The 22,208-nt window shown below is 30.4% G+C and carries 23 protein-coding genes; all 23 read right to left on the bottom strand.

Annotated elements, in window-relative coordinates; genetic code table 11:
• A partial coding sequence (priA, locus tag Q5O29_RS07215) for a primosomal protein N' (RefSeq protein ID WP_302631889.1) occupies window positions 1–1,783 on the bottom strand: 1,783 nt, incomplete at its 3' end.
• Between the two features lie 60 nt (window positions 1,784–1,843).
• Complete coding sequence (coaBC, locus tag Q5O29_RS07210; protein WP_022212290.1) at window positions 1,844–3,031, bottom strand: bifunctional phosphopantothenoylcysteine decarboxylase/phosphopantothenate--cysteine ligase CoaBC; 1,188 nt, start codon at window positions 3,029–3,031, stop codon at window positions 1,844–1,846.
• Window positions 3,032–3,035: 4 nt separating this feature from the next.
• Window positions 3,036–3,254, bottom strand: a complete 219-nt coding sequence (gene rpoZ / locus Q5O29_RS07205) for a DNA-directed RNA polymerase subunit omega (protein ID WP_022212289.1) — start codon at window positions 3,252–3,254, stop codon at window positions 3,036–3,038.
• Window positions 3,235–3,867: a guanylate kinase gene (gene gmk, locus Q5O29_RS07200; protein ID WP_022212288.1), complete on the bottom strand. Its 633-nt coding sequence runs from the start codon at window positions 3,865–3,867 to the stop codon at window positions 3,235–3,237. The genes rpoZ and gmk overlap by 20 nt, the downstream gene beginning before the upstream one ends.
• Window positions 3,867–4,136, bottom strand: a complete 270-nt coding sequence (remA, locus tag Q5O29_RS07195; protein ID WP_022168019.1) for an extracellular matrix/biofilm regulator RemA — start codon at window positions 4,134–4,136, stop codon at window positions 3,867–3,869. Before remA ends, gmk begins: the two co-directional genes overlap by 1 nt.
• Before the next feature lie 13 nt (window positions 4,137–4,149).
• Complete coding sequence (locus Q5O29_RS07190; protein ID WP_022212287.1) at window positions 4,150–5,031, bottom strand: YicC/YloC family endoribonuclease; 882 nt, start codon at window positions 5,029–5,031, stop codon at window positions 4,150–4,152.
• 90 nt (window positions 5,032–5,121) lie between these two features.
• Window positions 5,122–6,243: a DUF116 domain-containing protein gene (locus Q5O29_RS07185; protein WP_022212286.1), complete on the bottom strand. Its 1,122-nt coding sequence runs from the start codon at window positions 6,241–6,243 to the stop codon at window positions 5,122–5,124.
• 195 nt (window positions 6,244–6,438) lie between these two features.
• Window positions 6,439–7,407: an asparaginase gene (locus Q5O29_RS07180; protein WP_022212285.1), complete on the bottom strand. Its 969-nt coding sequence runs from the start codon at window positions 7,405–7,407 to the stop codon at window positions 6,439–6,441.
• A 204-nt stretch (window positions 7,408–7,611) separates the two neighbouring features.
• Window positions 7,612–8,040, bottom strand: coding sequence for a PBECR2 nuclease fold domain-containing protein (locus Q5O29_RS07175; protein ID WP_022212284.1), 429 nt, complete (start codon window positions 8,038–8,040; stop codon window positions 7,612–7,614).
• 158 nt (window positions 8,041–8,198) lie between these two features.
• The gene (gene spoIVA, locus Q5O29_RS07170; protein ID WP_022212283.1) at window positions 8,199–9,677 is read right to left on the bottom strand and encodes a stage IV sporulation protein A; all 1,479 of its coding nucleotides are present in this window, start codon (window positions 9,675–9,677) and stop codon (window positions 8,199–8,201) included.
• 122 nt (window positions 9,678–9,799) lie between these two features.
• Entirely contained in the window at window positions 9,800–10,789 is a 990-nt protein-coding gene (locus tag Q5O29_RS07165) for an NAD(P)H-dependent glycerol-3-phosphate dehydrogenase (protein WP_022212282.1), read from the bottom strand.
• A 2-nt stretch (window positions 10,790–10,791) separates the two neighbouring features.
• Window positions 10,792–12,111, bottom strand: a complete 1,320-nt coding sequence (der, locus tag Q5O29_RS07160) for a ribosome biogenesis GTPase Der (protein ID WP_022212281.1) — start codon at window positions 12,109–12,111, stop codon at window positions 10,792–10,794.
• Window positions 12,111–13,445 (bottom strand): DUF512 domain-containing protein, encoded by a 1,335-nt coding sequence (locus Q5O29_RS07155; RefSeq protein ID WP_022212280.1) that lies wholly within the window; start codon window positions 13,443–13,445, stop codon window positions 12,111–12,113. The genes der and Q5O29_RS07155 overlap by 1 nt, the downstream gene beginning before the upstream one ends.
• A 169-nt stretch (window positions 13,446–13,614) precedes the next feature.
• Complete coding sequence (phoU, locus tag Q5O29_RS07150) at window positions 13,615–14,271, bottom strand: phosphate signaling complex protein PhoU (RefSeq protein ID WP_022212279.1); 657 nt, start codon at window positions 14,269–14,271, stop codon at window positions 13,615–13,617.
• Between the two features lie 21 nt (window positions 14,272–14,292).
• Window positions 14,293–15,057, bottom strand: coding sequence for a phosphate ABC transporter ATP-binding protein PstB (gene pstB / locus Q5O29_RS07145; protein WP_022212278.1), 765 nt, complete (start codon window positions 15,055–15,057; stop codon window positions 14,293–14,295).
• 20 nt (window positions 15,058–15,077) lie between these two features.
• Window positions 15,078–15,902, bottom strand: a complete 825-nt coding sequence (gene pstA / locus Q5O29_RS07140) for a phosphate ABC transporter permease PstA (RefSeq protein WP_022212277.1) — start codon at window positions 15,900–15,902, stop codon at window positions 15,078–15,080.
• A 2-nt stretch (window positions 15,903–15,904) separates the two neighbouring features.
• Window positions 15,905–16,765: a phosphate ABC transporter permease subunit PstC gene (gene pstC / locus Q5O29_RS07135; RefSeq protein WP_302631281.1), complete on the bottom strand. Its 861-nt coding sequence runs from the start codon at window positions 16,763–16,765 to the stop codon at window positions 15,905–15,907.
• A gap of 189 nt (window positions 16,766–16,954) precedes the next feature.
• Window positions 16,955–17,788 carry a phosphate ABC transporter substrate-binding protein gene (locus Q5O29_RS07130; RefSeq protein ID WP_022212275.1) on the bottom strand — a complete coding sequence of 278 codons (834 nt, stop codon included), beginning with the start codon at window positions 17,786–17,788 and terminating at the stop codon, window positions 16,955–16,957.
• A gap of 191 nt (window positions 17,789–17,979) precedes the next feature.
• Complete coding sequence (locus Q5O29_RS07125) at window positions 17,980–19,671, bottom strand: ATP-binding protein (RefSeq protein WP_022212274.1); 1,692 nt, start codon at window positions 19,669–19,671, stop codon at window positions 17,980–17,982.
• Window positions 19,672–19,673: 2 nt separating this feature from the next.
• Window positions 19,674–20,372, bottom strand: coding sequence for a winged helix-turn-helix domain-containing protein (locus Q5O29_RS07120; RefSeq protein ID WP_022212273.1), 699 nt, complete (start codon window positions 20,370–20,372; stop codon window positions 19,674–19,676).
• A gap of 14 nt (window positions 20,373–20,386) precedes the next feature.
• On the bottom strand, window positions 20,387–21,127 hold the full coding sequence (pgeF, locus tag Q5O29_RS07115; protein WP_022212272.1) for a peptidoglycan editing factor PgeF: 741 nt from the start codon (window positions 21,125–21,127) through the stop codon (window positions 20,387–20,389).
• Between the two features lie 139 nt (window positions 21,128–21,266).
• Window positions 21,267–21,719, bottom strand: coding sequence for a transcriptional regulator NrdR (gene nrdR / locus Q5O29_RS07110; protein WP_022212271.1), 453 nt, complete (start codon window positions 21,717–21,719; stop codon window positions 21,267–21,269).
• Between the two features lie 64 nt (window positions 21,720–21,783).
• Window positions 21,784–22,059: a YlmC/YmxH family sporulation protein gene (locus Q5O29_RS07105; RefSeq protein ID WP_022212270.1), complete on the bottom strand. Its 276-nt coding sequence runs from the start codon at window positions 22,057–22,059 to the stop codon at window positions 21,784–21,786.
• Window positions 22,060–22,208 lie beyond the last annotated feature (149 nt).

The raw sequence follows: 22,208 nt of genomic DNA, 5'->3' as shown, positions 1-22,208 counted from the left end.
TTACCTCTCCCTCTTTTTCCCCTCTACCAGCACGCCCTGCCACTTGCGTAATTATCTGAAAGCTTCTTTCTGCTGCCCTATAGTCTGGTAAATTTAAAGACATATCAGCTGAAAGTATTCCTACTAATGTAACATTAGGAAAGTCTAAACCTTTAGATACCATTTGAGTACCAATTAAAATATCAGCTTCTCCTGCTTTAAAAGCATTATAGATTTTTTCATGAGAATCTTTCGCCCTTGTAGTATCAACATCCATTCTTAATATTTTAGCATTTTTTAAATATTTTCGTACTTCTTCTTCTACTCTTTCTGTACCAGCACCAAAAAATTTTACATATTTGCTTCCGCACTTTGGACACAAATTAGGCTGTTTCTTTGTTTTACCACAATAATGGCACACAAGGAAACCATTTTTGTGATAAGTCATTGATATATCACAATTTTCACAATCAAAAACATATCCACAACTTCGACATGATACAAAGGTGGAAAAACCTCTTCTATTTAAAAATAAGATAATTTGTTCTCCCTTTTCTAACTTCTGTTGCATACTAGCATATAATCTTCTACTAAAAATTGATTTATTACCACTTCTAAGTTCTTCTCTCATATCCACTAGTTTCATTTCCGGCATAGGTCTATTATCTATTCTATGATTTAGTTCCACCAACTTCATTTCACCACTAATAGCTCTATAATAACTTTCAATTGTTGGTGTGGCAGAACCTAAGATAACTTTGCACCCTTTCAGCTTTGATATAAATTCAGCTACTTCTTTTGTTTGATACTTAGGATTTTGATCAGACTTATAAGTGTTTTCATGTTCTTCATCTATAATAATAAGTCCTAATTTTCTTGCTGGAAGGAATATGGCACTTCTTGCTCCTATAATCAATGATGCTTTTCCTTCTTTAACCCTATACCACTCATCGAATCTTTCTCCATCAGAAAGCTTGCTATGAAACAAAGCTACATTGCTACCAAATCTACCTTTGAACCTTTCAATCATCTGTGGTGTAAGGGCAATTTCCGGAACTAATACTATAGCTGATTTTCCTTCTGTGAGTACTTTTTCAACAAGCCTCATATATACCTCAGTTTTACCTGAACCAGTAACTCCTTTTAACAATATCAAATTTTCTTCGCTATCTTCAATTGCTTCAATGGCCATAGACTGCTCTGCTGTTAATTTTTTTTCTACGTCCTTATTATATTCCCTAGTGTTATATCTAAATACAATCTCCTTTTCACTTTTTATAAGCCCATGCTCTATAAGCTTGTTAAGTTTATAAAGAGAAACTCCATGCTCCTTAGTAAGCTCACTTTTAGTGTATTTCCCTGTATTTCTTTTTATAAAATTAATTACTTCTAGATAGCCATCACTATTTTTTATACTTTCAAGATTATCATCTATATAAACAATTACGCTCCTACTTTTACTTTTAGCTCCTTTTAATATTCCAACTGGAATAAGTAGTCTTATGGCATCAATATATTTACAAAGATATTCTTCTCTTAAGAAATTAATAAGCTTAAGATCCTCTTCTGTTATAACTGGCTCTTCATTTTCAACAGAAAGTATGTTCTTTATTTTAAAAGAAACCTTTATTTCTTCTTCTTTCAAATCTAAAATAAATCCTTCTACAGGCTTACTCCTAACTCCAAAAGGAACTCTTACCATTTGCCCCACTTTAACTTTTTGTTCCATATCTAAAGGTACTTTATATGTAAATGGTCTGTCAATTTCAATTGCTTCACTATTTAATATTATTTCTGCATACAAATTTAAAATACCACCTTTATATTGGTTTAAATACTTTCTATTATATAAAGAAAAGCGCAGTTAGCGCTTTCTTAAAATCATATCAAATATGTTGCAAGCTACCTCAGATTTACTCATTTTATCTAAATTCAAAGTTTCCCCATCCTTTGATAAAATTGTAACCCTATTATCCTCACTACCAAATCCAGCATCACTTGCAGTAATATCATTTGCTACAATATAATCTAGATTTTTCTTATGAATCTTTGTTCTTGCGTTTTCTATAACATTATTGCTTTCAGCTGCAAAGCCAACTAATATCTGTTTACTTTTTCTTTCACCTAGTTCTCTAAGAATATCACTATCCCTTGTAAGGACTAAGTTCCAGCCACCTTCAGATTTTTTAATCTTCTCCTTGCTATATTCCAGTGGCTTATAATCTGCCACTGCAGCTGATTTAATAACAATATCTGAATCATTGTATTCAGATAGCATAGCTAACTTCATTTCTTCATTAGTATTAATTTTAATGGTCTTTATCCCTTTAATTGTCGGTAAATTTGTTGGACCAGATACTAATATCACATCAGCCCCTCTATCTCTTGCTTCTTTAGCAATTGAATATCCCATCTTTCCTGTTGACCTATTTGTTATAAATCTTACAGGATCTATAGGAGCTATTGTTGGTCCTGCACTTATTAGCACTTTTTTACCAACCAAATCTTGTTCTTTATTTTTAAGTTCAACTAAAACCCTCTCTACTATATCAGAAACATCAGCAAGCTTACCTACGCCTATATCTCCACAAGCTAATCTTCCACTACCTGGCTCAATAAAACCATATCCGTAGACTTTTAACTTTTCAATATTCTCCTGTACAATTCTATTCTCATACATATTGGTGTTCATAGCAGGCGCAAATATAACTTTAGATTTACAAGCCATTATAGTTGTTGAAAGCATATCATCTGCTATGCCATTTGCAACTTTTCCTATAATATTAGCTGTAGCTGGTGCAATTAGCATTAAGTCTGCTCTTTGAGCCAATGAAATATGTTGTATTTCATGAACCTTTATCTCTTGAAAGGTATCTACTGCTACAGCATTATTGCTTAAAGATTGGAAAGTTATTGGATTTATAAATTTCGTTGCTGAATCTGTCATTATAACCCTTACATCTATATCCTTCTTTTTTAAAGCGCTGATTATATCTAATGCCTTATAAACAGCTATACCACCTGTTACACCAATTACTACACATTTTTTCATAAATCTACTCTGTTACCTCTTCATTTTTATGATAGCTTACTGCTCCTTCTTCAACTTCATGTATAGCAAGTGTTAAAGGTTTTTTTGATTTATTTGTAGTTAATGGCTCACTGCCATCTATTATTTGTCTAGCTCTTCTAGATGTTACTATTACTAAAGAGTATCTATCTTCTACCTTTTCTAAAAGTTCTGTTATTGATGGATTAATCATAGAGTTGTTCATGAATCAAGCCCTCCTTGGAATCTAATATTGTTTCTTTTATTCTATCTACTCTACATTTTTCTGCTGCTATAATACCTTCTATTTTCTTAGAAGCAAGATGTACTTCATCATTTACTACTGCATAGTTATATTTAGATACATAGTTTAATTCTTGATATGCAGATTTAAATCTTGTCATTAATGACTCAGGAGTTTCACTTCCCCTTTTAATAATTCTTTGTTTTAATTCTTCCATTGATGGAGGAAGAATAAAAATGAATACACCCTCTTCAAAGTTTTCTTTTACTTTAAGCGCACCTTGAATATCTATTTCTAAAATTACATCAATACCCTTTGATAGCATTTCTTCAACCTTAGATTTAGGTGTTCCATAATAATTTCCATATACTTCAGCATATTCAAGGAAATCATTTTGTTCTATTCTTTCAACAAATTGTTCTTTAGTAGTGAAATGATAGTTTACACCATCAACTTCTCCTACTCTTGGCTGTCTAGTTGTTGCTGATACAGAAACATATAATTCTTTATGCTTCTCAACTAGAGCTTTGCATATAGTACCTTTACCTGCACCAGATGGTCCAGATATAACGAGTAATAATCCTCTCTTATTCATTATTCATCAACCTCATCTATTGCTTCTTCTTTAGTAGATAATCTATGTGCTATTGTTTCAGGCTGAACAGCTGATAATATTACATGATCGCTATCAGTAATTATTACAGCTCTTGTTCTTCTACCAAAACTTGCATCAATTAGCATCCCTCTATCTCTAGCTTCTTGAATAATTCTCTTTATGGGTGCTGATTCCGGACTAACTATTGCAACTAATCTATTTGCAGAAACAATGTTTCCAAAACCTATATTAATTAACTTTATCCCCATGATTCTCCTCCTATTATTCTATATTTTGCACTTGTTCTCTAATTTTTTCTAAAATATTTTTTATATCAATGACTATATTAGTCATTTCCATATCACATGATTTTGATCCTATAGTGTTTGTTTCCCTATTCATTTCTTGAATAATAAAATCTAATTTTCTACCAACAGGCTCTCTTAACTTTAAAGTTTGTCTTACTTGTTGAATATGACTATTTAATCTGATAATTTCTTCATCTATTGTAGATTTATCAGCAAAAAGGCATATTTCTGTAGCAATTCTACTTTCATCTATTTCCATTGAACCTGAAAGCTCTTTTAGCCTTTCTTCTAACTTCACCTTGTAGTTTTTAGGAACATTGTCTGCTAAAGAATTTAAGTCAGATACTAAATTTTCTATCTTACTAATCTTTAGAAGTATATCTTCTTTAAGTTTTTCTCCTTCAACTTCCCTCATTTTTATCATCATTGCTAATGCTTCTGATATTAAAGGTGTAAGTTCTTCAGAGATCTCATCGATTTTATCCTCTTCTTCTACCATAGTGATAACTTCAGGAAATCTTGCTATCTGAGTTACTGTAACATCATTTTTCACACAAAGGTTATCTTCAATTTGTTTTAAGCAATTTAAATACTCCTGTGCTAATTTTAAGTTTAATTTTGGAACTTCCTGACCATCAGAATATGATTTTAGATTAATAAACACATCTACCTTTCCTCTTGAAAGTGATTCATTTATTCTTTTTCTTATTTCTTCCTCTAAAGAAATAATACTTTTAGGCATTCTGATATTAATATCTAAATATCTACTGTTCACACTTTTCATTTCTACAGTAAAAAATCTTTTTTTACCTTCTTCGCTACTGCTTCTTCCAAAGCTAGTCATACTTTTTACCATAACTTTGCTCACTAACCTTTCTTCCTGATAGTAAATAGTTTATATTCATACTTTTTTTATGTCAATATTTTGTTAACAAATTGTTCATATTCACTTTGAAATCTTTATAAATTTTTCTCTAAACACAGAATAATTTATTTCTGTAGCCACATCTTTTTCACACCAATGATGAGCACATCCACAATACTCTAAAACTACACATTGTGGTATAAATTCCATTCTTATTGCTTTCCATCCACCAGCTAATAAATTTAATATACAAGCAATACTTACAACACCTATTTCATTTTTTCCTCTAATGTCAAAGAGAGATGTTTGATGTGGAATTATCCTGCTATCAAAACCTTTACTCTCTCCTATTAATGTAATAGTTCTTACAGAACATCTCTTATTACACTTCATACACTTAAATCCTTCATTGATCTTTATAGCTTTACAAGTTTCTTTATCTTTTCTCATGCATGAAGGTAAATACACTCGCTTTTCCTTGCAATTGACAAAACTCTCTTTATATACATCATTCATAATTTCTGCACCAATCATATTTAAATAATACTGATTTTTACTTCTTCCACAAAAAATTATGTCTTCCTTACCCTTATGAGCTTCTTTATAACTATCTACATTGCTTAAATAATTACCTAATTTATTCTCACATATGCTACACATCCATTTTGCTATCTCTTCACTATATATTAAAAATTCTTCTACAAATTCATTATCCTCTGCCTCCAGGAATAAGTACCACCCCTTTATTCTCTTAAGCTCTTCTTCAAAATCTCCTACTGCTTCCATCCATCTAATTACTAAATAAAAATCATAAAGAGTATAACTATTTATTCCTTTTTTCTTCTTTGTAAGCACTCTATTGATTAATATTCCTCTTAATTTATCAATAAAAGGCCTAAATTTTTCACTAGACTTTCTAAGCCCATTAAGACTTACATATAAATGAACAGACTTATTCATAAATGCACGTCCATTATCCATATATTCAAGCATAAGTACTCCTATAAGTAAAATTTCTATAGAATACTCTTCTCTGCTTCTAAGGCTTTCAATTTTATGTTCTTCTATATACCTCATATAGTCAGCTAAAAAATCTTCACCTGTAATAATTATATTTTCCAATATTCTTTTTGATATTTTCCTAGCTGTTTCATAGCATTTTTTTGATTTTTTTTCTTTTCCTTTTAGGTCATACGTAACCAAGATAAACACCCCCCTCTTATATTACCATATTATGTAAAGATAAATTCAATAAAATCTTTTGAATTTTATTGAATTTTTTCTATTTTTAAAGAAATATTATAGAAATAAAAGTCATAATAGATTTATTCATAAAACAATCTATTATGACTTATTTGTCAAATATAACTATAATATTAAAAATTATTTTTTATCTCTTTAAAATACTCTAGCAACTTCATGAATATTCATTCCACTGTTAATTGCTAATATCAGCTTGATTCTTGCTTTTTGCCCTGGAAGAGTATCCCCAAATATAACGCCTAAATTCTTTAATTGCTTTCCTCCACCTTCATATCCATATGACTCAAAAACTCTTCCTTCAAAACATCTTGAAACTACTACCACTGGAATTTCAAGTTCAATAGCTTTTTTTATACCCTCTACCATCTTTGGTGGTACATTTCCCCTACCTAAAGCTTCTATTACTATTCCGCCGTAGCCCTTTTCAATCAAATAATCTATGTAGCTTGAATCCATATCTACAACACATTTTATAAGAGCAACCTGTTTTTCAATTTTTGAAACATCATATTTTTCTAAATGATTGGCATCTCTATAAAAAATAACATTATCATTATCAACAATACCTATTGGTCCAAAATTTGGTGTTCTAAAAGCATTAAGAGCCATTGAATTTGCTTTTGTAACTTCTGAAGCAGAGTTCAATTCTCCATTAAAGCAAACTAACACCCCTCTTCCTACAGCTTCATCAGAAATAGCTGTACAAATCGAAGTTGCTAAATTAAAAGGACCATCATATCCAAGTTCAGAACCACTTCTCATAGCCCCTGTAACCACTACTGGCTTTTTTGTTTTCACAGTAAGATCTAAAAGATAAGCAGTTTCTTCAAGAGTATCTGTTCCATGAGTTATTACAACACCATCTATATCATCTCTTTCAACAAGTTCCGTAGTAAATTTACTTAATTTAAGCATTGTTTCCAAAGTCATATGTGGTGATGGCATACTTGAAAAAGTATATGCTTCAATTTCTGCATAATCCTCTACTCCTGGAATCATAGACATAATTTCATCCGCAGACAGGCTTGGCACAGCTGCTTTTATCTTCTCATCTATTTTCATGGATATTGTTCCGCCATTAAATATTATTGCTATCTTTTTCATGTTCTTCCTCCATCTTATACTTTAGTTATCATAAATTTCATCTCTATATCAATCATACTTTGATTATTGGCAGGTCGGCTTGTCCTGCATCTCTGTTTACTGATAGAATTCATTATATCAGCGTATGAGGAGCCATTTCTCACCTCAAAAATCAAGCATTGCTAAATTTAAAATTATACTATTGTCTTAAATTAAATTATATATTTATATAATATAAAATTCAACCATTTTAATATCTTCTCTTATATCAATTAATTTTCTACTTTTAAGCTTACTATTAATTTTCTCTTCACTGATAGGATACATAGTTGCAACATATATATATTTTTTCTCTCTATCTATTTCAATACCTACAAGGATGCTCCTATACATCCTTTTTATTATTTGCACAGCAGTCTGTCCCCTTTTATTAGTATATACTCCTATATAATCTGGTTTTTCAATTATATCTCTCATCCACATTATGATGGTATCATTTGACCTTGTATTAAATTGCTTTCCATGCCTCTTATTAATATGCTTTAATACACCTGGAGAAGCATATATTATTCCAGTGAAATCTATACCTATCATATTGGCGATATGACTTTTTAAATATCCTACTCTTTTATAGGTACAAAATCTGCTATCCATAATATCCCTCTTAACTTTTTATATTAAGCACTTTATAGTATCTGCTTAATATATTTTATTCAATATAGGTATATTATTTACTACTTTTTAATCTTAATTTTATAAAATCAAATAATCTGCCACTTTATTTAAGCAACAGATTATTTATATACACTTTGCTATAAAATAATGCAGATTAATCCACCACTGCCTTCATTTATAATCTTCTGCAATGTTTTTTGAATTTTGGTCTGAACATCTTCTGGCATTTTATATAATTTATTTTGTAACCCTTCTTTGACCAATACTTCTAAAGATTTTCCAAACATATTGCTTTGCCATAATGATGCTGGATTCTTATCATACTGATCCATTAAAGCTTTTACTAATTCTTCACTTTCTTTTTCTGAACCCATTATAGGACTTATTTCTGTCTTTATATCAGCTTTAATAAAATGTAATGATGGTGCACTTGCTTTTAACTTCACGCCAAACTTACTACCCTGCTTAACTATCTCCGGCTCCTCAAATGACATTTCAGATAATTGTGGTGCTACAAGTCCATAGCCTGTTTCCTTAACATCTATCAATGCATCCTTTATCTTGTCATATTCCTTTTTAGCTGCATTTAATTCTTTTATTAATACTATTAAATCACTTTCTGATGATACATTAACATCACAATTTTCACTTAATACCTTATAGAATATGTCTTCACTAGGCTTTAAAAGCATTTTAGCTGTTCCATCCCCTAAATTAATTTGCTCTAAAGCAGACGATCCTAAATTTTCTGTATTTTTAGCTTCATTAAATATTGGTTTAATATCCTTAATCTTATTAATATTTTGACACATTCCCTTAATAATCTTAAAGAATTCTTTTTTCAACCAGTGATCAGGACTTAATTTTTCAATCCACACAGGCATATCTATATTTATCTCTTTAACTGGGAATTCAGTAAGTACTTGATTAAATAATTTTTCTATATCTTTTTCTGTCATATTAAATACATCCATAACCTGTACTGTTACGTCATATTTTTTTTCAAGATCATTTTTTAAGCTTTCTGTTTCAGGGGAATTTATGTTTTTAGTATTAAGTACAACTACAAAAGGCTTATTGATTGATTTAAGCTCTTCAACTACTCTTTCTTCAGCTTCCACATAATCTTCTCTTGCAAGGCCTGTGATACTTCCATCAGTAGTTACTAAAAGTCCTATAGTTGAATGATCTGTAATAACCTTTCTTGTTCCTATTTCAGCTGCATCTTCAAAAGGTATTTCATATTCATACCATGGGGTATTAACCATTTTAGGTTCCTCATCTTCTAAATATCCTAAAGCCCCTTTAACAATATATCCTACACAGTCAATTAATCTTACCTTAAATTTCACATCATCATCTATAGTTATTTCAATAGCTTCATTAGGTACAAACTTGGGTTCTGTAGTATGAATTGTTTTTCCTGATCCACTTTGTGGAAGTTCATCTTTAGCTCTTTCTTTTTTATAAGTATTATTTATCTTAGGTATTACCATGGTGTCCATAAATTTCTTGATGAATGTTGACTTCCCTGTCCTTACAGGACCAACAACACCTACATATATGTCGCCTTGAGTCCTTTCTGCAATGTCTCTGTATATGTTGAAACTATCCACAAGTATACCCCCTTTTATTTTTAACACTATATATATATTCTATTTTGAAAAAAAGTATACTGTTTTGTATTTTTTATTTAAAAAAACAGCTACAAAATTCAATGATTTTGTAGCTGTTTCATCTAATATGTTTCTGATTTCTTATCTCTTTGTAAAAGCATATTTACCATTTCTTTAGCATTCTTGCCCTTAAATAACACTTGGTATAATGCATCAGTAATTGGCATTTCAATACCCAATTCTTCTTTTAATTCATAGAATGCTTTGCATGCTTTAATGCCCTCAACAACCATACCTGTTTCTTCTACAGCTTCTTCCATAGTCTTTCCTGTACCAATAAGATAACCAGCTTTCCTATTTCTAGAATGTACACTTGTACAAGTTACTATTAAATCTCCCATACCTGTAAGACCTAAGAATGTTTCAATCTTTCCACCTAACTTTAGTCCCACTCTTACAATTTCAGCCATACCTCTTGTCATTAATGCTGCTTTTGTATTATCTCCATATCCAATACCATCACATACACCTGAAGCCAAAGCTATTACATTCTTTACAGCTCCACCTATTTCAACACCAATAATATCATCATTAGTATATACTCTAAATTCTGTAGTCATAAATAAATCTTGTACTTCTTCGGCATATTTCATATCATGTGATGTAGTTAATACTGTTGTTGGAATTCCAAAAGCTACTTCTTCAGCATGACTTGGACCTGAAAGGATAACTACTGGATTTGATAGTTCTTCTTCAATAACTTCCGCTAAAGTTTTATTTGTTCCTTCCTCTATTCCTTTTGCTATACATATTACAGGAACAGATTCTGGTATCTTTCCCTTAAGGCTATTTGATACCACTCTTATAACATGAGAAGGAACAGCTAAAACTACATATTCACATCCATTTAATGCAGCATCTTCATCATTATAAGCAATGACATTTTTAGGTATCTTTAAACCTTTAATATATTTATCGTTTTTCCCACTATTTATATCATTTACAACATTAATATCTCTATCAAAAATAGAAACATCATTTCCTTTGTTTGCTAATAAAATAGCTAGGGCAGTTCCAAAACTACCTCCACCTAAAAAAGCCACTTTACTCATAATTATTTATCCTTTCTTTCTCTATATTCAATTTGAATTCCAGTTCCACTGAAATCAAAGCTATCTCTTAATCTATTTTCTAAATATCTTTCATAAGAGAAGTGTCTTGCATTTACATCGTTAACAAAGAATACAAACTTTGGTGGCTTTGTAGCTACTTGTGTAGCATAATAAACCTTAAGTCTCTTTAATGCAACTACCGGAGGCTCTTTCATTAAGATTGCCTTACTTACTACATCGTTTAATATACCAGTTCCTATTCTCTTATTGTAGTTATCGTAACATTCTTTAGCTACTTCTAATACCTTATGTGTTCTTTGACCAGTTTTAGCTGATATAAATAAGTATTTTGCATAGCTTAAGAATTTTAAACTACTTGCAAGATCTTTCTTGTATATATCCATAGTTTTATCATCTTTTTCAATAAGGTCCCACTTATTTACTATAACCATTATTGCTTTTCCTAACTCATGAGCATAACCAATTATCTTTTCATCTTGCTCTGTAACACCTTCAGTTGCATCTATCATAAGTATACATACATCTGCTCTTTCTATGGCAGCATAAGTTCTAATAACTGAATATCTTTCAATTTCTTCTTTAACTTTGCTCTTTCTTCTAAGACCAGCAGTATCAATAAGAGTAAATTTACCAAATTCAGTTTCAAGCTTACTGTCTATGGCATCTCTTGTTGTGCCAGCAACATCTGAAACTATTAACCTTTCTTCACCTAATAATTTATTAATAAGAGAAGATTTTCCAACATTTGGTTTACCTATCATAGCAATTTTTATATCTTCTTCTTCATCTTCACCAGTTGATTCCTCTTCAAAATTTTCAACTACTCTATCAAGCATATCTCCAAGTCCTAATCCTTGAGATGCTGATATAGTTATTGGATCACCTATACCTAAATTATAGAATTCCCATGCATTATCTTCCTCTTTCAAAGAATCAACTTTATTAACAACAAGAACTATAGGCTTCTTGCTTTTTCTAAGCATTGTTGCAACTTCATGATCTGCTGCTGTAAGCCCTTCTTTACCATCAACTATAAATACTATTACATCAGCTGTTTCAATGGCTATATTTGCCTGCCTTCTCATTTGAGTTAAGATGATATCTTGGTTTTCTGGTTCAATCCCACCAGTATCAATCATTGTAAATGTATGACTTAGCCATTCTGCTTCTGCATACACTCTGTCTCTTGTAACACCTGGTGTATCTTGTACTATTGAAATTCTCTTTCCTGCTAATTTATTAAATAATGTAGATTTACCTACATTAGGTCTACCTACTATAGCTACTATTTGTTTTGCCACTATTTTTCCTCCTGACAAGCTTTATTTATTATATCAACTAAATCTTCACCTGTATGATCACATACAAGAACTTTTACATTTAGCGCTTTTTCAATTTCTTCTAATCTAGTATCATCAAGCATTATAAAGTCAGCTGGCGCTAGTTCATATCCTTTTCTAAACATGTTACTAGACATTATTAAATAATCGCTGCTTATTTTATCTTTAATTTGGTTAATAATATCTCTACCAGTTAAAAGTCCTGTTACTGTAATAGATTCGCCAAAAAAATTATTAGTTATTTTATATGTATCTATCTTGATATTATTATTAGCTTCCATAATTTTTGCAACTCCACTAGAAACTTCATTGTAAGCTAGCTTTCCTGTTGCTATACTAAAAGTTCCCTTTATATCTTTCTTTAAGTGTCCTATACTGTTATTGATTGATTCTCTAAAGCATCTAATCATACCTATTCCATCTTCAATTTGAGCGTACCCCTTATAGAATTCTTCATCTGGTACATCTATTCCTGCAACCAAATAGAATTCATCAGAAAATCTTACAAAAGGATCACCTATATCCTCCATAAACTTTTCTTGGAATTCCATAACCATTTCTAGTTCCTTTTTGGCTGTTTCCTCTGTAAAAGTCTTAACCTGCACTAATCCTTCTCTGTATTTAGTTACACCTATAGGTACTACTGCAATATTTTCTACTGCCGGATATAACTTATATAAGTCTTCTATTGTCTTTCTAAGCTCTTCACCATTATTTACTTCTGGAATAAGTACTATCTGACAATGCATTTCAATACCAGCATCACTTAGACGTTTAAGTCTTTCATAAACTCGCCCTGCAAACCTATTTCCAAGCATCTTAACCCTTAGTTCTGGATTTGTTGTATGTACAGAAATATTTATAGGACTGATTCTATATCTTATTATTCTCTCTATATCTTCATCCTTCATATTTGTTAATGTAACAAAGTTACCTTGTAAGAATGAAAGACGTGAATCATCATCCTTAAAATATATACTTTCTCTCATTCCCTTTGGATTTTGATCTATGAAACAGAACATGCATTTATTACTACATCTTTTGGCTTTATCCATTATTCCTCCGCCAAATTCTAATCCTATTTCTTCACCATAATCTTTTTCTATCTCATATTCCCAAACTTCTCCATCTGGTTTTTGAATTTCTAAAACTATCTCTTCATCTGCAGTTAAAAACCTGTAGTCAATAATATCAACTATCTTTTCTCCATTAATTGATAATAGAATATCATTTACTTCAATGCCGACTTCTTCAGCAATACTATCAGGCATTACACTAGTTACTACATTTTTCATATATTTCACTCCTATAATTACCTTTCTACTCTATGATATATTAACTCAATTATTATATTCAGTCAACAAACAACTTATTTTATCATATATTTCTACTATCTTTACTGTATTTTTATGTTGAATATTAATATAAATAATAAGAGAAGAGGTTTTCCCCTTCTCTTATTATTTACTCATTTAAATCAACATAATCGCCTTCTTTTGAAAAAATAATCCACTCACATATATTAGTTATGTGATCTCCCATTCTTTCTAAATACTTTGAGGCAAAAAGTATCTGTGTTCCTTTATTAATGAGATTTTCATCCTTGCTCATCTTCTTAATGACATCATTAAATAATTTACGGTAAATTACATCCACTTCATCATCAAGCTTACAAATTCTATAAGCCTCTTCTACATCACTATTAACAAAAGCTTCCACAGACATATTAATCATCTTGCTCAATATTTCAACCATGTTCCATAAGGGAATTTCAGCTTCTCCTAACGGATCTATTTCTATTCTTTTATTAATCTTGCATATATCTACTGCATAATCTGCTATTCTCTCTAAATCCGTTACAATTTTTGAAGCTGCAAACATCTTTCTTAAATCAGATGCCATTGGTGATTGTGTTGCCATATATATTAAACATTTTTCTTCAATTCTCTTGTTTAATGCATCAACCTTATCATCATTTTTAATAACCTTTTCTGATAATTCTACATCATGATTTTTTAAAGCATTTATAGAATCATAAATCTGCTTTTCAACAAGACTTCCCATTTCAGCAAGTTCTGATATTAAGCTTTTAAGGCGCTTATCTAAAATATTTCTTGTCATATAGCATATCCTCCTAATATTTTATCCAAATCTTCCTGTTATATAATCTTCCGTTCTCTTATCCTTTGGTTTATAGAAGATATCGCTAGTATCTCCGTACTCTACTACCTCTCCACTTAAGAAAAATGCTGTCTTATCAGCAATTCTTCCAGCTTGTTGCATATTATGAGTAACAATGACAACTGTATATTCTTTTTTAAGCTCATACATCAACTCTTCCATCTTTATAGTTGATATTGGATCTAAAGCTGATGTTGGTTCATCCATTAGTATTATTTCTGGTGAAACAGCAATAGTTCTTGCTATGCATAATCTTTGTTGCTGACCACCTGATAATCCTAATGCACTTTTCTTTAATCTGTCCTTAACTTCCTCCCAAAGTGCAGCACCCATTAAACTTTTTTCTACAATTTCATCTAAAGTCTCCTTATCTTTAACACCATGAATTCTTGACCCATAAGCTACATTATCATAAATTGACATTGGAAATGGATTTGGTTTTTGAAAGACCATACCAACCTTTTTTCTTAAATCTATTTCATCAATGTCTTTATATATATTTTTACCACCAATAATTATTTCACCAGTAATCTTAACATTATCAATTAAATCATTCATTCTATTTAAAGTTCTTAAAAATGTTGATTTTCCACATCCTGATGGTCCAATCAAAGCTGTAACTTTTTTTGATTCTATATCTAAATTTATATTTTTAAGAGCTTTATTATCTCCATAAAATAATTCTAAATTTTTTACCTGTATTTCAGGCACTTTACCACTTGTCATACTTTCACCTCTAAAAACTACTAATAATTAGCCTGGTTAAACTTCTTTGTTATAATCTTAGCTATACTATTTAACAATAATATAATAACAATTAATACAATTCCTACTGCTGCAGCTTCTGCAATATCTCCAGCTTCTTGTTCTACTAAAAATGAGTGGACAGTAAGAGTTCTTCCACTTGAAAAAATTCCTTTAGGCATTTTCGCAACACTTCCTGCTGTAAGTAATATAGCTGCTGATTCTCCAACTACACGCCCTATGGAAAGTATTATCCCTGATAATATCCCAGGAATAGCACTTGGAAGAATTACTTTGTAAAGTGTTTGAAATTTTGTAGCTCCAAGCCCTAGCGAAGCTTCTCTATACGATGTTGATACTACTTTTAAAGCCTCTTCTGTAGTACGTATTATTACAGGTAAAATAATAATTGAAACAGTAAGTGCACCTGATAATAATGAATAACCAAATTTTAAAAAACCTACAAAAAATATTGCTCCAAAAAGTCCATATACTATTGAAGGTATTCCTGAAAGCGATTCTGTACAGAATCTTATTATTTTAACCACTTTTCCTTGTTTTGCATACTCTTGTAAATAAACTGCTGCTAGTACTCCAATTGGTGTTGCTACTAAAATTGATATTCCAACTACATATAATGTGGAAACTATCATCGGCATGATTCCTCCATCACCGGAAGCAGAATATTCACTTAAAATAAATGTAGGAGTAATTTCCTTATATCCTTTAATAAAGATAAAACCTAATATAAACACTAAAATTCCAACTGTAAAAATAGCTGATAAATATAATAATATTTTTAATATATTTTCTTTAAATTTCCTCATAGTTATTTACCTTCCTTATTAGAAAGCTTTGCTATTACTAAGTTTAATATCAAGATAAATATAAATAACACAACTCCTGTAGCAAAAAGCATTTCTTGATGTGTTCCATAAGCATATCCCATCTCTAAAGCTATATTACTTGTTAAAGGCCTTACTCCATCAAATATTGACGTTGGAATATTAGCTGAATTTCCTGCCACTAAAATTATTGCCATTGTTTCTCCTACAGCTCTACCAATCCCTAGGATAACCGCTGCTAAAATACCTGATTTAGCTGCTGGAACTACAACCTTAAATGTAGTTTCAATATGTGATGCTCCTAAAGCTAATGATCCTTCCTTATAGCTTTTTGGTACAGCTCTTATAGCTGTAGTAGCCACTGAAATTATTGTAGGTAACATCATTATTGCTAAAACAATTATTACTGCTAATAAACTCTGACCTTTAGGCAAGTTAAATGTATTCTTAATCCAAGGTACGATTATTGCAAGTCCAAAAACTCCATACAATACTGAAGGTATTCCGGCTAATAATTCTACAGCTGGTACAATTATACTAGCTACTTTCTTAGGTGCAATTTCAGAAATAAAAATTGATGTTAATAAACCAATAGGTACACCAATAAGCAAAGCTCCTATTGTTCCTAATATAGTTGCAATAATCATTGGTAATATGCCAAATTTACTGGAACTTGGATACCAATCTATTCCTGTAATAAATCCAACAAAGGAATACCCTTCTGCAAAAAATGGTCTTAACCCTTTGTAAAATACAAATCCCATTATTAACAGCAAACTAAATACCGCAATTAACGCACTTAGTAAAAATATCCACTTTGAACCTTTGTCAACAGCTTTTTTCATATTAAAAGTTTTAACAGATTCAACTTTTCTATCTACTATATATTCTTCACTATTCTTTTTATTTATATTTTGCATTTTACTCCTCCAAAGCTAGTGGCTAAAAACAAAATTAAGTCACCTAGGATTTATTTTTTCTAATAAAGATGCTTATCTTAAGCATCTTTATTTACATCCCCATTTTAGTTATTATTAATCAATTGTTATTAATTTGTTATCTTCAACGATTTGTTGCCCTTCTTCACTAGTAATATAATCTATTAATTTTTGAGAATCTTCTGTAATATACTGCTCATTTGTGACAGCTAGGAAAGGTCTTGATAGTGCATATGAACCTGCTTTAACATTTGCTGCCGTTGGCTCTATCCCATTAACATTTATTGATGATATTGCGTCATCTACGTATTCAAATGAAACAAATCCAATGGCATTTTCGTTAGTAGAAACAGTTGTCTTAACGTCACCATTTCCTTTAGATATAATAGCATCTTTTACTAGTTCTTCTTCGCTATATTCAACACCTTCTTCAAATGCTGTTCTAGTTCCTGAACCTGCTTCTCTTGAAACTACAACTATTGGTGCATTGCTTCCTCCTACTTCGCTCCAATTAGTAATCTTCCCTGTAAATATATCTCTTATTTGACCTATAGTTAATTCTTTTACTGAATTACCAGTGTTAGTAATTACAGCAACTCCATCATATGCTAACACTGTAGCTTTAACCTTTGCAGCTTCTTCATCTTTTAAATCTCTTGAAGACATCCCTATTTGAGAAATTCCATCCATAGCATCTTTAATACCAGCAGATGATCCTGTTTGATTAATCTCAATTGATATGTTGGAATTTTCTTCTTCGTATTTTTCTGCTATTTTTTCCATTAGTGGCCCCACTGAAGTTGATCCTGAAACTGTAATTGTAACTGTTCCGTCATTTGAAGTTGAATTATTTCCACAACCTGTGAAAACCGCTCCTGTCATTGCTATTATCATTGCTCCTGCTAATAATTTAATCTTTTTTCTTTTCATCTCTATATCCTCCATAAATACAAGTTATATATATTATTGATTTCTTTCCTTGAATTACTTTATACATTAATATTATTATTTAAAAGTTAACTCAATATTATGCAATTGTTAAAAGAACATCTTATTTTGTTAAAAACATATTAAATTTAATAAAAAAGGAATATTGAAAATATTCAAGATTCCTTTTTTATTTATTCACAATATACATTTTTACTAATCACTGTAAATTTGCTTCCTTTACCAACTTCTGATTCAACAAATATTTCACCATTAAATAATTTAACAATATGTTTTACTATAGCTAGTCCTAAACCTGTACTCTTTGATGTTCTAGATTTATCAACAATATAAAATCTTTCAAATATTCTAGGTAGGTCTTCTTTAGGTATTCCAATCCCATCATCCTTAACCATTAAAACAAATTTATCCTTACTTTTATTAGTAAATATTTTTACATTTCCATTTTCATTAGAATACTTTATACTGTTAGTTGTTAAATTTAATACCACTTGATAAAACTTATCTTTATCTCCCACAAGTAATCCATTAAACTTTTTTTCAACCTCAATAGATATATTCTTCTTAGCAGCTTCTTTCTTTATCATGTTTATAACATCCTCAACCACTTCATTAGGATTGAATTTTTCATTAGAAAGCTTATTCATATTTTCAATATTAGATAAAATTAATATATCATCAATCAGCAGTGTCAATCTATCAGTTTCTTTATCTATTATATCTAAGAATTTATTTTTAGTATTTTCGTCATCAACTATCCTCAGTGTCTCTGAAAATCCCTTAATAGATGTAAGAGGTGTTTTTAACTCATGTGATACATTTGCTACAAATTGACTTCTCATATTTTCTAGCCTCTTTATATCAGTAATATCTTGTATGGAAATAACAATACCAATTTCACTTCCTCGTTGACCAATAATTGGTGCCTTCTTCACCTTTATTTCTCTTTCAAATGGATGGAATAACTTAATTTCCTTTGCATCAATATCCATTACATCTCTTATAAAGCTTAAAAAATCATGATCAATAATATAATTAGAAATATTTTTACCAATAATATCTTCACCAATACCGAAAAGACTTTTTGCATATGGATTAATTAGCATAACTTTACCAGCTGCCGTAATGGCTATAACACCACTTTCCATACTTTCAAGTATAGCTTCTAATTTATTTTGTTTATCTAAAGAATCACTAATCTTAATCTCTAACATATCAGCCATTTCATTAAAGGTCTTGGCCAGTGAACCTATTTCGTCATTATAATATATGACAGCTCGCTTATTTAAATCTCCATTAGCTATCTTTTGGGTTACTTCCTCCAGTTCCCTAACAGGTTGTACAATTATCTTCACCAGTTTTTCACAAAGTACTATTGATATAACTACTACTCCTATGATAATAAGAAGAAAATACTTACTACTTTTACTTGTAATTAATTTGGTATCGCTCATTTGTGCCGAAGTCCTTATAACCGTATTATCATCAATCCTAGTAGCGTAATAGACCAAATCCTTACCTACCGTATCACTAAACCTTACTAATGAGCTTACCCCTTTATCAAATGCTTCTACTACCTCTTCTCTATCAACATGATTATCTATTATTTCACCAAGGCTGTCATATAGTACCTGTCCTTCTTTATCTATGATACTTACTCTTATTTCTTGGTTATTTATTTTATATTCACTAAAATCATCATTTCCTTTTTGCAAATCATAGGTTATAAGCTTATTATAAAGTGATAAAATCTCCTTTGTTCTATCCACTTCCTTAATATTAACTACTGCAAAAAAAACACTACTTAATATGGCAATTGCAAATACTACTGTTATTAAAATAGATGCTATTATCCTCTTCTTCATTGTTATACATGAGGGTTAAATCTATACCCAACCCCCCTTATAGTCTCAATAAATTTTGGATTTTTATCATCTTTTTCAACCTTCTTACGCAAATACCTTATATGAACATCTACCGTCCTGCTTTCTCCAATGTATTCGTATCCCCATATCTTATCTAATAGCATTTCTCTAGTTAATATCTTCCCTCTATTTTTAACTAATACTTCTAAGAGTTCAAATTCCTTTAATGTCAATTCTATTTTTTCACCAGCACATATTACCGAGTGATTTTCAAAATCTGCTTCAATATCACCAAAAACAAACTTTTCACTGCTCTCATCACTCTTTGTATATCTACGCAGTACAGCTTTTACTCTTGCCATTAGCTCTCTAACAGAAAAAGGTTTTGTTATATAATCATCTGCTCCCAACTCTAACCCTAATATTTTGTCTATTTCTTCACTTTTAGCCGTAAGCATAATTATAGGTACTGCTTTAGTCTTGCCATTACTCCTTAGATCTCTGCAAACATCATAACCATCCTTACCAGGAAGCATCAAATCAAGCAAAATTAAATCTGGCACTTCATTAATTGCATTCTTTACTGCATCATCACCATCACTTGCTTCTATAACATCATATCCTGCTGCATCAAGGTTATATCTAATAAGCTCTAATATATGCTCTTCATCATCTACCACTAATATTTTCCCCTTAGCCATCTCTCTTCCCTCACTTACTCTTTAATATATACAAATGAAAACAGTCGTCCATAAGCTCCATTGCTTTTCCTATAAGAGTGTAGCTTGATTTCTTTTTCACAGTTTGTACAAATTCCTAGCGAATTTATATTTTCTTCTAATACTCCACTATTTATTAAATCATTATTAATACATTCTTCCAAACTTAAATTTCTTCCATCAAAGAGTTTACCATCTTCTATACCAAACCTCTCACTAAACTGTTCTTTTAGTTCTTCTGATACTTCATAACAGCACTTTCTAATATGAGGTCCTATATATACAACTAATTTTTCTACTTTACTATTATACTCTTCTTTCATTCTTAAAATAGTTTCACTTACTATAGATAAAAATGTACCTTTCCACCCACTGTGAATAGCTGCAATAGCCTTATTTTCTTCATCTACAAGTATTATAGGCACACAATCAGCTGTAAATACCCCTATGATTGTTTTTTCTTCATTAGTAATAAGTGCATCACCTTCATTTTCTTTAAAGTCCTTATCTCCTTTTCTATATGTATATACCTTATTACTATGAATTTGTTTTAAGTATTCTACATTTTCACTATGAAACTTAGCAATTAGTGATTCTAATTCCCTTACACCATCTTCTGTATTCCTATTAAAGTTTTTATTATTTTCTGCTGTAGAAAATACTATTTCAATTTTTCCTTGCTGGAACTTTATAAAATCATTTCCTTTTTCAAAGTAATTTAAATGCAAATAATTCATTGTACACCTCATGCTTAATACTAATTTTATTAACTAATAGTATAATTTTAAACTTATCATTACAATCCTACAACTTATTTTAACTTTACACAGCAAAAAATTGCCTTAAAAAAACCAAAGGCAACTTCTAAATATATATTTATTTTATCATAAGCCTAGTTATCTCTTCTAAGAAAGTATTTATATCTTTAAACTGCCTGTAAACTGATGCGAATCTTACATACGATATCTCATCAATTTCTTTCAATCTCTTCATAACCATTTCGCCAATCTTTTCTGATTCTATTTCAGTTAACATATTATTTGATATCTTCTTTTCAATTTCTTCAGCAATTTCTTCAATTTGCTTTCTTGAAACTGGTCTTTTCTGGCATGCAATAATAAGACCATTAACTATCTTTTCCTTATTGAAGTTTTCCCTTGTTAAATCTCTCTTAACAACTAATATAGGAATATCCTCTATCTTTTCATATGTAGTATACCTTTTGTTACATTTAGTACACTCTCTTCTTCTTCTTATTGTTGTATTATCATCTGTTGATCTGGAATCTACTACTTTGCTTTCATCATTAAAACAAAAAGGACACTTCATATTCTCTCCGCCTTTCACTTTTGTAATATACTCTCTTAATTATATAATTTTTCACAGCAATTTACTAGACATTATTTTCTTTAAACTCTTCTATGATACTCGATGCATCTACTATTAATACATCTACTCCAATCTTCACAATCTTATCCCATGCAAGCTCTATATCATCTGCTTTATTGAACCATGATTTCACAGGTGATGGTAAAAAAATAGAAACTATCTTTTTAGTGTTTATATCAACTTTAAAATCCTTAACATAACCAATTTTACTGCCTGTACTTATATCAATTACCTCCATATTTCTAATGGCATTTAAAGAATATAATACTTCATCTTCCAAAATCTAATACACACCCCTTTTACAATCTATATATTTAATTAATATGTATATTTACTATTTAATATACTTGATAGAGGTTCTTTGCTACAAATTTGCTTTTTCTCATAAAAAAAGTGGCTTTCGCCACGCTCCCTTCGGGAATTTAATTT

This window comes from Clostridium sp. CAG:265 (assembly GCF_000436575.1).
In the GTDB taxonomy this organism is placed as follows: domain Bacteria; phylum Bacillota; class Clostridia; order Clostridiales; family Clostridiaceae; genus Clostridium; species Clostridium lentum.
The sequence above is the reverse complement of the archived record's forward strand: the minus strand, read 5'-3'. Positions and strand labels throughout refer to the sequence as shown.

Bases quoted from the DNA above. Each gene is read 5' to 3' on its own strand.
- coaBC (WP_022212290.1), bottom strand. From the start codon at position 3,031: ATGAAAAAATGTGTAGTAATTGGTGTAACAGGTGGTATAGCTGTTTAT.
- rpoZ (WP_022212289.1), bottom strand. From the start codon at position 3,254: ATGAACAACTCTATGATTAATCCATCAATAACAGAACTTTTAGAAAAG.
- gmk (WP_022212288.1), bottom strand. From the start codon at position 3,867: ATGAATAAGAGAGGATTATTACTCGTTATATCTGGACCATCTGGTGCA.
- remA (WP_022168019.1), bottom strand. From the start codon at position 4,136: ATGGGGATAAAGTTAATTAATATAGGTTTTGGAAACATTGTTTCTGCA.
- Q5O29_RS07190 (WP_022212287.1), bottom strand. From the start codon at position 5,031: ATGGTAAAAAGTATGACTAGCTTTGGAAGAAGCAGTAGCGAAGAAGGT.
- Q5O29_RS07180 (WP_022212285.1), bottom strand. From the start codon at position 7,407: ATGAAAAAGATAGCAATAATATTTAATGGCGGAACAATATCCATGAAA.
- Q5O29_RS07175 (WP_022212284.1), bottom strand. From the start codon at position 8,040: ATGGATAGCAGATTTTGTACCTATAAAAGAGTAGGATATTTAAAAAGT.
- Q5O29_RS07165 (WP_022212282.1), bottom strand. From the start codon at position 10,789: ATGAGTAAAGTGGCTTTTTTAGGTGGAGGTAGTTTTGGAACTGCCCTA.
- Q5O29_RS07155 (WP_022212280.1), bottom strand. From the start codon at position 13,445: ATGAAAAATGTAGTAACTAGTGTAATGCCTGATAGTATTGCTGAAGAA.
- phoU (WP_022212279.1), bottom strand. From the start codon at position 14,271: ATGACAAGAAATATTTTAGATAAGCGCCTTAAAAGCTTAATATCAGAA.
- pstB (WP_022212278.1), bottom strand. From the start codon at position 15,057: ATGACAAGTGGTAAAGTGCCTGAAATACAGGTAAAAAATTTAGAATTA.
- pstA (WP_022212277.1), bottom strand. From the start codon at position 15,902: ATGAGGAAATTTAAAGAAAATATATTAAAAATATTATTATATTTATCA.
- pstC (WP_302631281.1), bottom strand. From the start codon at position 16,765: ATGAAAAAAGCTGTTGACAAAGGTTCAAAGTGGATATTTTTACTAAGT.
- Q5O29_RS07130 (WP_022212275.1), bottom strand. From the start codon at position 17,788: ATGAAAAGAAAAAAGATTAAATTATTAGCAGGAGCAATGATAATAGCA.
- Q5O29_RS07125 (WP_022212274.1), bottom strand. From the start codon at position 19,671: ATGAAGAAGAGGATAATAGCATCTATTTTAATAACAGTAGTATTTGCA.
- Q5O29_RS07120 (WP_022212273.1), bottom strand. From the start codon at position 20,372: ATGGCTAAGGGGAAAATATTAGTGGTAGATGATGAAGAGCATATATTA.
- pgeF (WP_022212272.1), bottom strand. From the start codon at position 21,127: ATGAATTATTTGCATTTAAATTACTTTGAAAAAGGAAATGATTTTATA.
- nrdR (WP_022212271.1), bottom strand. From the start codon at position 21,719: ATGAAGTGTCCTTTTTGTTTTAATGATGAAAGCAAAGTAGTAGATTCC.